This is a genomic window from Azospirillum sp. B506 (assembly GCF_000333595.1).
GTDB lineage: Bacteria > Pseudomonadota > Alphaproteobacteria > Azospirillales > Azospirillaceae > Azospirillum.
Window position 1 is genome coordinate 1 of the sequence record NZ_BADK01000252.1, and the last position, 3214, is coordinate 3214.

The following is a 3214-nucleotide window of genomic DNA, read 5'->3' on the forward strand; positions in this document are numbered from 1 at the left end:
CCCCTTGGCGCTGGCACCGCGGGATGAGCGCCGGGCGTGTTCGGATCNGTCGGCGTGACCCTGGGCAAGAGCAGCGGGCGGGCTGCCGTCCAGCATCGCCAACACGGCGTCGGCCAGTGCGGCGGCGGCATCGGCGGTGCNCCAGCCATGGGCGGCCCGGGCGGCGGCGGCGAGCGCCTGCGGATCGGCCAGCAGGGTGGACAGCCGTTCCGCCAGCGCGCTTGCGGTGAAGGAAGGCTGCGGCACCAGCCAGGCGGCTCCGGCCTCCGCCAGATGGCGGGCGTTGGCGGTCTGGTGGTCGTCGGTGGCGTGCGGGTACGGCACCAGGATCGCCGGACGGCCGACGCAGGTCAGTTCGGCGATGGTGGAGGCACCCGCGCGCGTGACGGCGAGATGGCAGGCGGCCAGCCGCTCCGGCACATCACGGAAGAAGGTCTGCAGTTCCAGCCGGGCGAGACCCAGCGGCTCCAGCGCGTCGCGGGCAGCCTCCAGATCCTCCGGCCGGCACTGCTGTGCCAGATGGATGCGGGCGCGCAGGTCCTCGGGCAGCAGGGCCAGCGCCGCGGGGATCACCTCGGAGAAGATTCGGGCGCCCTGGCTGCCGCCGATCACCAGCAGGCGGGCCGGGCCGTTCGCCAACGGCGTTTCGTAGGGAGACAGGCGATGGGCGGTGACCGCCGGACGGACCGGATTGCCGGTGCGGATGATCTTGGTGCGTTGCGCGTCGCCCAGCTTCTCGATGTTGGGGAAGGCGACGGCGATGCGGCTGGCGCCTGCGACCAGCATCCGGTTGGCGCGGCCCAGCACGGCATTCTGCTCGTGCAGCAGGGCCGGCAACTTCGACTGGATGGCGGCATAGACGGTGGGGACCGACGGGTAGCCGCCGAAGCCGACCACCGCAGCGGGATCGAGCCGGCGCATCAGCGCCCGCGCCTCCAAAAGGCCGAGGCCCATCTGGATGGCGGCCTTCAGCTTGCCGGCGATGCCGGCGCCAGGGGAGGCGGCGCGGATGCGGTGGACCGGCACTTCCGGCAGGGTCTCGCCGAAGGCATGGCCGCGCTTGTCGGTGACCAGCGTGACCGCACGGCCACGGGCCAGCAGCTCGCGCGCCAGTGCTTCGGCCGGGAACATGTGCCCGCCGGTACCGCCGGCGGCCAGCACGATCACCCTGTCGGCGTTGGCGTCGAAGCCCGCATCATGTCTCGTTGCGCTCAAGTCGGTCGGCCTCCTCATTCCGCCGGGCCGAAACGTTTGCGTGTCAGTGCCAGAACCATACCCATGCCGAACCCGAGAGCGAGCAGCGAGGAGCCGCCGTAGGAAATGAACGGCAGGGTCATGCCCTTGGTCGGCATAAGATGCAAGGACGAACCCATGTTGATCGCAGCCTGAAGCCCGAACTGGATCAGAAGACCGGCGGCGGCCAGCAAAACGAAATAATTATTGTCGTTGAAGACACGAGCGAACCCGCGCAACACAACAAATGCAAACAGAACCACCAGCCCAAGGCAGAAGATCAGCCCCAGCTCCTCGCCCGCCACCGCGAAGATGAAGTCGGCATGGCTATCGGGCAGGTAGAATTTCACCGTGCCCTGGCCGGGGCCGGTGCCCATCAGCCCGCCGTTGGCGAAGGCTTCCAGCGAGCGGTTGACCTGATAGTTGTCGCCGGCATGCGGGTCGAGGAATCGGTTGATGCGGCTGGTGACGTGCGGCAGCGTGTAATAGGCGCCGACCAGCCCGACCACGCCCAGCCCGCCCAGCCCCATCACCAGCACGAGGTTCAGCCCGGCCAGGAAGAACTGGGTGAACCACACGGCGGAAACGACGAAGGTCATGCCCAGGTCAGGCTGCAGGATCAGGCCGGCCATGGTGATGCCATAGAGCACCATCGACACCAGCGCGCCGGGGAAGCCCGGATTGGTGCGCGACAGCGAGAACAGCCAGGCGGCGACCACGGCGAAAGCGGGCTTCACGAATTCCGACGGCTGGATCGACAGGCCGGGGACATGGATCCAGCGGCGGGCGCCCTTGATCTCGACGCCCACCACCAGGGTGGCGTAGACCAGCAGCACCGAGATCAGGAACACACCAAGCGCCACCCGGCGCACGCCGCGCGGGCTGAGCAGCGAGACGCCGATCATGATGGCGATCGCCGGGATCAGCATCATCACATGGCGTTCGACGAAATAGAAGGTGTCCTGGATGCCGATGCGCTCGGCCACGGGCGGGCTGGCCGCGGTGATCAGGACGGTGCCGAGGAACATCAACAGGGCGACGGCGCCGAGCTGCCAACGGTCGACGGTCCACCACCAGCGGCCAAAGATCGATTGGTCGGTACGGTCGAAGGTGATCATGCAACGCCCCCGCTGGTGCCGTCCCCGGTGTGCTCATGCGCGCCACCATGCGCCGAGACAATGCCCGCGACATAGGCCGCGAAGGCTTCGCCACGCTTCTCGAAATTGGCGAACTGGTCCCAGGATGCGCAAGCTGGGGACAACAGCACGCAGGCACCGTCCAACCGTTCCGCCAGAGCCAGTCCGGCCGCCTTCGCAGTCGCAACATCCAGCGTTCCACAGCGTGTATAAGCAACGCCATGCGCATCGAGCCATGCGGCGAATTGTTCCTGTGCCTCGCCAATCAGGAAAGCGTGGCGGATGCGGCCCATATAGCCCTCCAGCCCGTTCAGCCCGGTGTCCTTGGCCTGTCCGCCCAGGATCCAGTAGATCGGGTCGAAGGTCGCGAGCGCCTTTTCCGTGGCGTCGGCGTTGGTCGCCTTGCTGTCGTTGACGAAGCGCACCCCTTCCAGCGTTCCGACCAGCTGCTGCCGGTGGGCGAGGCCGGGGAAGGTCGCCATCGCCGCGACGATGGCCGGCACCGGCAGTCCGGCGGCCTTGCAGGTGGCGAAGGCGGCGGCGGCGTTCTGCCAGTTATGGGCGCCGAGCAGGCTCGGCAGCGCCGACAGGTCGGCGACACGAACCGCCCCGCCGTCGGTGTCGTCGACCAGCCAGCCGTCCGCGGCATAGACGCCACCGGCCACCGGCCCCCGGGCGGAGATCGGCCAGATGCGCTGGTCGCCGGCGGCGACGAGGTCGGCGTGGATCTTGCTGCAATGCTCGTCGTCCACCCCGATCACAGCCGTGCGCGGCCGGGTCTGGCGGTGGAAGATCAGTTTTTTGGCGGCGATGTAGCCCTCCATCCCGCGATGGCGGGCGAGATG

At 68.5% G+C, this 3214-nt stretch carries 3 protein-coding genes; all 3 read right to left on the bottom strand.

The features are described from left to right. A partial coding sequence (murG, locus tag I71_RS07800) for an undecaprenyldiphospho-muramoylpentapeptide beta-N-acetylglucosaminyltransferase (protein ID WP_049975976.1) occupies positions 1 to 1233 on the bottom strand: 1233 nt, incomplete at its 3' end. Next, the gene (locus tag I71_RS07805; protein ID WP_042693533.1) at positions 1230 to 2351 is read right to left on the bottom strand and encodes an FtsW/RodA/SpoVE family cell cycle protein; all 1122 of its coding nucleotides are present in this window, start codon (positions 2349 to 2351) and stop codon (positions 1230 to 1232) included. The genes murG and I71_RS07805, both read right to left, overlap by 4 nt. Further along, positions 2348 to 3214 (bottom strand): UDP-N-acetylmuramoyl-L-alanine--D-glutamate ligase (gene murD / locus I71_RS07810; protein ID WP_042693537.1); only part of this gene is annotated, 867 nt, incomplete at its 5' end. The genes murD and I71_RS07805, both read right to left, overlap by 4 nt.

Coding starts and splice junctions, on each gene's coding strand:
- I71_RS07805 (WP_042693533.1), bottom strand. CDS start 2,351: ATGATCACCTTCGACCGTACCGACCAATCGATCTTTGGCCGCTGGTGG.